Annotated in this window: 6 protein-coding genes and 1 pseudogene; 3 read left to right on the top strand and 4 right to left on the bottom strand. The window is 75.4% G+C overall.

The window, feature by feature from the left end:
* Nucleotides 1-508 (top strand): annotated as a pseudogene (locus ACTUAL_RS05345) (hypothetical protein); the annotation flags it as partial.
* A 2-nt stretch (nucleotides 509-510) separates the two neighbouring features.
* Nucleotides 511-2,640: a S8 family serine peptidase gene (locus ACTUAL_RS05340; RefSeq protein ID WP_440899462.1), complete on the top strand. Its 2,130-nt coding sequence runs from the start codon at nucleotides 511-513 to the stop codon at nucleotides 2,638-2,640.
* A 217-nt stretch (nucleotides 2,641-2,857) separates the two neighbouring features.
* On the opposite strand, the gene hemQ is transcribed toward ACTUAL_RS05340, so the two are convergent.
* From hemQ to hemE, 3 genes are read right to left on the bottom strand one after another with little or no spacing between them, the layout of a single operon-like run.
* Entirely contained in the window at nucleotides 2,858-3,556 is a 699-nt protein-coding gene (gene hemQ / locus ACTUAL_RS05335; RefSeq protein WP_096492147.1) for a hydrogen peroxide-dependent heme synthase, read from the bottom strand.
* A 26-nt stretch (nucleotides 3,557-3,582) separates the two neighbouring features.
* Entirely contained in the window at nucleotides 3,583-5,004 is a 1,422-nt protein-coding gene (hemG, locus tag ACTUAL_RS05330; protein ID WP_440899461.1) for a protoporphyrinogen oxidase, read from the bottom strand.
* Nucleotides 5,001-6,053, bottom strand: coding sequence for a uroporphyrinogen decarboxylase (gene hemE, locus ACTUAL_RS05325; RefSeq protein ID WP_440899460.1), 1,053 nt, complete (start codon nucleotides 6,051-6,053; stop codon nucleotides 5,001-5,003). Before hemE ends, hemG begins: the two co-directional genes overlap by 4 nt.
* A 159-nt stretch (nucleotides 6,054-6,212) precedes the next feature.
* Between hemE and ACTUAL_RS05320 the strand changes: the two genes are divergently transcribed.
* Nucleotides 6,213-6,761 carry a DUF3000 domain-containing protein gene (locus tag ACTUAL_RS05320; RefSeq protein WP_096492144.1) on the top strand — a complete coding sequence of 183 codons (549 nt, stop codon included), beginning with the start codon at nucleotides 6,213-6,215 and terminating at the stop codon, nucleotides 6,759-6,761.
* 103 nt (nucleotides 6,762-6,864) lie between these two features.
* On the opposite strand, the gene ACTUAL_RS05315 is transcribed toward ACTUAL_RS05320, so the two are convergent.
* Nucleotides 6,865-7,570 (bottom strand): dipeptidase (locus tag ACTUAL_RS05315; RefSeq protein ID WP_440899459.1); only part of this gene is annotated, 706 nt, incomplete at its 5' end.

Raw genomic sequence — 7,570 nt, 5'->3', positions numbered from 1 at the left:
TGCTGCTGGGCGCGACCGGGGTCGCCTCGGCCGACCGGCGCGGGGGCCGCCGGTCGGGCCGGGGGCCGGGGAGCGGACCGAGGTCACGCTGATCACCGGTGACCGGGTGGTGCTGCGCGGCGGCGGGCTCGGCGAGGTCGTGGCCGGTCCGGGCCGGGAGCGCCAGGTGTTCCGGACCTCGGTGGCCGGTGGGCGGCTGCACGTGGTGCCGCAGGACGCGGTGCCCGCGCTGGCGTCGGGGAAGCTGGACCCCAGGCTGTTCGACGTGACCGGGCTGGTCGACGCCGGCTACGACGACGCGCGCCGGGACAGCGTGCCGGTGGTCGTCACGCGCGACGGCGGCGGGCGGACCTCGGCGCTGGAGGTCGGCCGGGAGCTGCCGCTCGTGGGCGCGGTCGCCGCGCGGGCCCCGAAGTCCGGGGCGGCGTTCCCGCAGCTGCTGGCCGATCCGGGCGTGCGGGCAGGCCGGGCACGATCGGCTCTCCCGGTTCCGCCGACTCGGCGCTGACCGTGGGCGCGGTGGACCGGCAGGACGGGCTAGCCCCATTCTCCAGCCGGGGGCCGCGCCTGGGCGACAGCGCCGTGAAGCCGGACGTCACCGCGCCGGGCACCGACGTCGTCGCCGCCCGCTCCCGGCACGGCATCGAGGGCACGCCGGTGGACGAGGGGCACGTGTCGATGTCCGGCACGTCCATGGCCACCCCGCACGTCGCGGGCGCCGCCGCGCTGCTCAAGCAGCGGCACCCGGACTGGTCGGGGCGGCGGATCAAGGCCGCGCTGGTGGCCTCGGCCACGCCGAACCCGGCGCTGACCCCGCACCAGCAGGGCTCCGGCCGGGTGGACGTGGCGCGGGCGCTGGCGCTGGAGGTGTCGGCGGAGCCGTCGAGCCTGGCGCTGGGCGTGCGGGAGTGGCCGCACGACGACGAGCCGGTGACCGGGGACCTGGTGCACCGCAACGACTCCGACGCGCCCGTGGCGCTGGACCTGGCGGTGGACGCGGTCGGCCCGGACGGGCGGCCGACCACCGGCGTGCTCACCGTCGCCCCCGCCGCGCTGACCGTGCCCGCGGGCGGGACGGCGACGGCGCGGGTCACCGGCGACACCCGCCCGGACGTGCCGGACGGCGCGCACAGCGGCCTGGTCACCGCGTCGTCCGGCGGCGGGGTGCTGGTGCGCACCCCGGTGTCCGTCGAGCGGGCCCAGGAGCGGTGCTCGCTCACCGTGCGGCACGTCGGGCGCGACGGCGGGCCCGCCGAGGAGAGCGACACGGCCGTGATCGACCTGGACCAGCCCAGCCCCCGGTACTCCGTCGGCGCGGAGAGCACCGCGACCCTGCCGCCCGGCGAGTACGGGGTCTGGTCCTCGGTGGCCTCGGGCGGTGGCGGGGCGCTGCTGACCAGGCCAGCGCTGGTGCTGGACCGCGACACCACCATCACCGTGGACGCGCGCGAGGCCGAGCCGCTGCGGGTGACCCCTCCGGACCCGGAGGCCGAGCCCCTGGTCGGCGGCTACACGATCAACCAGGTCCACGAGGGGCGCACGACGAGCTACACCTACCTGTTCCCCGGCGGGTTCCCCGAGGAGCTGTGGGTGGGGCGCAACGGCGGGGAGCTGCCCGCCGGGCAGCAGTCCCGGTCGGTGGGCGCCCAGTTCGCGGGCGGGGACGGCTCGTTCTACTGCTTCGGGTGGGAGGAGCCGGGGGTGGGGGCCGGGTTCGTCCGCGAGCCCGCGGCGGGCGAGCTGGCGACCGTGCGCACCACCGTCGGCCCGGCGCCCGAGGGGCAGCGGGCCTCGCACGCCGGGAACCCGGTGTTCGGCGACGGCAGCGGGTGGGGCGCGTCCTCGGAGGTGGCCGCGCCGGGCGTCGTCGTCGACCACGTGAACACCGAGCCGGGGTGGCGCTGGACGTACACCCAGAACACGGCGGACTTCGCCTGGAGCGCGGGCCAGAGCAGCGGCGACGAGCGCTACCGGGCGGGCCGGGAGCACCGGCGCTCCACCAACGGGCCGGTGTTCGGCCCGGTGCTGGCGGACTGGAGCACCCCGCCGCTGGTGCGCGAGGGCGGTCAGCTCCGGTTCTCGCTGTCGCTGTTCGGCGACCGGGCGGGCAACCTCGGCGCGTCGGACACCGCGTCGGCGCGGACCGCGCTGGAGCGGAACGGGAAGCCGGTCGGCGAGAGCGCCTGGCCGGGCAGCGGCCAGTTCACCCTCGAACCGGGCGCGGCAAACTACCGGGTGTCCACCGAGGTGGTGCGGACCGGGGGCGCGTCGGACTTCTCGACGCGGCTCAGCGGCGCGTGGACGTTCCGCGCCGGCGCCGGGACGGGCCGGGCCGAGCTGCCGCTGACCCTGGTCCGGTTCACGCCCGCGCTGGACCGCGACGGCGCGGCGCGGGCCGGCTTCTCGCTGCTGCCGCTGGAGTTCCAGCGGGCCGGTGGGTCGAGCGGGCTGCGGTCGCTGACCGTGGAGGCGTCCTACGACGACGGGGCGAGCTGGGCGAAGGCCCCGGTGCTGCTGGGCAGCGCGCTGCTGGACCTGCCGCGCGCCGGGGAGTTCACGTCGTTGCGGGTCAAGGGCGTGGACGGGGTGGGCAACGGGTTCGAGCAGACCGCCATCCGGGCCTACAAGATCAAGCACTAGTCGGATCGCGGGGGCGCTCACCGCGTGGTGGGCGGGGGTCGTGGCGCGGCGGCGCTGGCGGTCGTGGCACTGCTGGCGGGCATCACCCCTGGGACCGGGCGGGAGCGTATCGCCTTCCACAGCACCACGTCCGGCGGCCGGGCCCGCGAGCTCAAGGGGTGGCGCACGTGTGGCCCGCGGGGAAGCAGGCGCAGTGCTCCCCCGCGTGGCCACTGCCTCACGGCAGGTTCAGCACCAGCTCCGACGGCGCGATCATGGTGCCGGTGTAGAACGGCAGCTCCTCGCGCACGTGACGGCGGGCCTCGGTCGCGCGCAGGGCGCGCATCAGGTCGACGATGCGGTGCAGCTCGTCGGCCTCGAACGCCAGCAGCCACTCGTAGTCGCCCAGGGCGAACGAGGCCACCGTGTTCGCCCGCACGTCCGCGTAGTCCCTGGCCGCGAGGCCGTGGTCGCGGAGCATGGTGCGGCGCTCCTCCTCGGGGAGGATGTACCAGTCGTAGGACCGCACGAACGGGTACACGCAGATGAACTTCCGCGCCTCCTCGCCCGCCAGGAACGCGGGGACGTGGCTGCGGTTGAACTCGGCGGGCCGGTGCAGGCCGACCTGGCTCCACACGGGGGTGGACAGCGCGCCCACCCTGGTGTGGCGGAACCCGGTGTAGGCGGCCTGGACCTGCTCGATCTCCTCGGCGTGCCACCAGATCATGTAGTCCGCGTCGGCGCGCAGACCGGCCAGGTCGTACACGCCGCGCACGGTGACGCCCTTGGCGGCGAGGCCGTCGATGTACTCCTGGGCCTCGGTCGCCGCGGCGGCGCGGTTCTCGCCGAGCGAGCCCGGCTGCGGGCCCTTGAAGACCGACCAGGCGGTGTAGCGGATGGTGTTGTTCAGCTCGTTGTAGTTCAGGTCGTCGGACATGGCCCCATCTTCCTCTTGCCGTGCACTCAACTCACCCGGCCGAGGACGTGCGCCGCGACACGCTGCGCGGCCTCGTCCCCGGTCGTGATGCAGGCGGGGATGCCGACGCCGTGCAGCGCGGCGCCCGCGACGGCCAGCCCCGGCGCGGCCTCGACGGCCCGCTCGACGCCCGCCACCAGGTCGAGGTGCCCGAGCCCGTACTGGGGCAGTCCGCCGCCCCACCGGGTCACGGACGTGTCGACGGGCTCGGCGGTGACGCCGGTGAGCTCGGCGAGGTCCGCGCGCACCGCCGCGACCAGCTCCTCGTCGGGGCGTTGCAACGACTCCACGTCGCCGTGCCTGCCGACGGAGCCGCGCACCAGCAGCGGGTCGGTCCCCAGGTGCGCCCACTTGCGGCTGGAGAAGGTGAACGCCTTGGCGGTGTACGGGGTGCCGCTCGCGTGCCGCTCGCCCTCGGCCAGCAGCACGCCGGAGCGCTCGGGCAGCTCGGTGCCCGCGGGCAGCGCGAGCGCGACCACGGCCATGGACGCGACCTCGATCCGCCCGAGGCCCTCGGCTGCGGCGGGGACCGCGTCGGCCAGGAGCTTGCGCGCGGACGGCGCGGGCACGGCGAGCACGACGCCGTCGACGTCGAGGTGCTCGGGCTGGGTGGCGGTCCCGATCTCCAACCGCCAGCCCTCGGCGGTCTTCGCGAGCCCGCGCACCGGCAGCCCGAGGCGCACGTCGGCCTTGGCGGCCTCGGCGAGCTTGTCGACCAGGGCGGCCATGCCGCCGCGCAGCGCGCCGAAGATCGGCGGGCGCGGACCGGAGGCGGCCTTCGCGGGCACGGGCATCGCGCGCGCGGCGGCGGCCAGCAGCGAACCCTCGCCCGCGTCGAGCGCCTCGGCCAGCTGCGGCATGGTGGCGCGCAGGCTCAGCGCGTCCGCGCGACCGGCGTACACCCCGCCCAGCAGCGGCCCGACCAGCCGGTCGGCGACCTCGGGGCCGAACCGCTCGCGCAGCAGCTCGCCGACCAGGACGTCCTCGCCGCCCAGGGCGATCGGCGGCAACCCCGGTTCGGCGGCGACCCTGGAAAGCGCTTCCTCGGACAGCACGTCCCGCACCGCCTCGGCGGAGGCGGGCACGCCCATCAGGGTGCGCGGCGGCACCGGCCGGACCTGCCCGCCCGCGAGGATCGTGGACGGCGCGCCGGTGGGGTGCACCAGCTCGTCGGCCAGCCCCAGCTCGGCCACCAGGTCGGCGGCCTCGGCGCGGCGGTGCAGGAACGCCTCGGCGCCCACGTCGTACAGCTTCCCGGCGAGCTCGACCGTGCGGAGCTTGCCGCCGAGCAGGGTCGCCTGCTCGACCAGGGTGATGGTGGCGCCGGGACCGAGCAGGGCGCGCAGCCGGTAGGCCGCGACCAGACCGGAGATCCCGCCGCCGACGACCGCTACCCGCGTGGCGTTCATCGCGACCGGTGCACCAGCTCGACGGCCTTGGTGATCACGTCCGGGTCGGTGTCCGGCAGGACGCCGTGGCCCAGGTTGAAGATGTGCCCGGAGGCCACCTTGCCCTCCTCCACGATCCGGTCGACCTCGCGCTCCAGCGCGGGGATCCCGGCGAACAGCAGCGCCGGGTCGAGGTTGCCCTGCACGACGGGCGGCGGCAGGTCAGGCGCGGCCTGGACCATGCGGCGCACCGCGACGTCCAGCGGGGTGCGCCAGTCGACGCCGACGACGTCCGCGCCCGCCTCGCGCATCGCGGGCAGCAGCTCGGTGGTGCCGACGCCGAAGTGGATGCGCGGCACGCCCGTGACGCTCTCCAGCACCCGCGCGGAGTGCGGGAGGACGAAGGTCCGGTAGTCGCGCTCGGACAGCGCGCCCGCCCAGGAGTCGAACAGCTGCACGGCCTTGACGCCCGCCTCGACCTGCACGCGCAGGAACTCGGCGGTGATGTCGGCGATCTTGGCCAGCAGGGCGTGCCACAGGTCGGGGTCGGAGTGCATGAGCGCCTTGGTGCGCTCGTGGTTGCGGCTCGGGCCGCCTTCGACGAGGTAGGAGGCGAGGGTGAACGGGGCGCCCGCGAAGCCGATCAGCGGGACCTCCCCGAGCTCCTTCAGCAGCAGCCCGATGGCGTCGGCCACGGGCCGCACGTGCCCGGCCTCCAGCTCCGGCAGGGCCGCGACGTCGTCGCGGGTGCGCACCGGGTGGGCCACGACCGGCCCGGTGCCCGCGACGATGTCCAGGTCGACACCGGCGGCCTTGAGCGGCACGACGATGTCGGAGAAGAGGATCGCGCCGTCCACGTCGTGCCTGCGGACCGGCTGCATGGTGATCTCGCAGACCATCTCCGGGTCGAAGCAGGCGTCCAGCATGGCCGTGCCCGCGCGCAGCGCCCGGTACTCGGGCAGCGAGCGGCCCGCCTGGCGCATGAACCACACGGGGGTCCGGGACGGGGTGCCGCCACGCGCGGCGACCAGCAGCGGGGGTTCGGTCATCTCGGTCATCTCGCCGACCATCGTCCCACGCGTCGAGAACGCGGTGCGGAGTGGTGGGTGGGTCGTCCATCACGCTGCGTCGCGAGTCAGCGGACCCGACTTGTGGATCTTCGGAGAGCCTGCGGAACGCCCGGCGCGCCTGCCCCGCGGGGCGGGGCCGACAGGCATACAGTCGGGCCCGTGACGGGAGACGCTGGGGAGCCCGAGCTGTTCCGGCGCGCGGTGCGGACCCTGAGATCGGTGCGGACCCGGCCCGAGGTCGAGCTGACCGAGGTGCGGGCGCCGCAGCGGTTGGCCCCGTGGGCGTTCGCGCTGACCGCCGAGGTGACCGGCCCCGAGGACGAGCTGTCCACGGGGCGGTTGGTGCTGCTGCACGACCCCGAGGGCGTGGAGGCGTGGTCGGGCTGCTTCCGGGTGGTCGCGTACGTGCGCGTGGAGCTGGACCCGGAGCTGGCCTCGGACCCGCTGCTGCCCGAGGTCGGGTGGTCGTGGCTGACCGACTCGCTGGAGCAGGCCGGGGCGGAGTTCACCGCGCTGGGCGGCACGGTGACGCAGACGTCGTCGGCCCGGTTCGGCGACATCGCGGCCCAGGGGCGCACCGACGACCTGGAGCTGCGGGCGTCCTGGACGGCCGTGGACGCCGAGCTGACCGCGCACGGCGCGGCCTTCTACGACCTGATGGCCACGGCCGTGGGCCTGCCCCCGGTCGGGGTGACGAGCCTGCGCTGACCTCGTGCTCCCTTGAAGCCCCCGATGGGGCTTCAAGGTCCCTTGCCCGCCGGAACCGCGGGCCGCCGACGAGCCGCGAACCCGACGGCGTCCCCGCTCCGCCCTACTCGTCGTTCGCGCGCAGCACCCGCAGCGCGTTCGCACCCGCGAGCTTGGTGCAGTCCGCTTCGCTCCACCCGCGCTCCAGCAGCGCCGCGAACAGGTTCGGGTACCCCGACACGTCCTCCAGCCCGTTCGGCAGGAACGCGACCCCGTCGTAGTCGCCGCCGATCCCGATGTGGTCGATCCCGGCCACCTCGCGGGCGTGCTCGACGTGCGCCACGACGTCCTCGATCCCGACCTCCGGGGTCGGCCCGCCCGCGGTCCACGTCGCGGCGAACCGGTTCCTGGCGTCCAGGTCGTTGTGCCGCTGCCCGGCGTCCGCCATGGCCTCGCGCAGCCGGGCGTCCCAGGCCGCGTAGGCGGGTGACACGAACGCGGGCACGAATGTGACCATGCACACACCCCCGTTCCCGGCGAGGCGCTCCAGGACGGCGTCCGGGACGTTCCTCGGGTGGTCGGCCACGGCCCGGCAGGACGAGTGGCTGAACATGACGGGCCTGGTCGTGACGTCGAGGGCGTCGTTCATCGTCGTCTCGGCGACGTGCGAGAGGTCGACGATCATGCCGATCCGGTTCATCTCGCGCACGACCTCGCGCCCGAACGAGGTCAATCCATTGCTAACGGGTGCATCCGTGGCCGAATCCGCCCACGGGGTGTTCTCGTTGTGGGTCAGCGTCAGGTACCGGACGCCCAGCCTGCGCAGCCCC

Source organism: Actinosynnema sp. (assembly GCF_052038725.1).
Note: the sequence above shows the minus strand (reverse complement) of the source record. Positions and strands in the feature narration are given on the sequence as shown.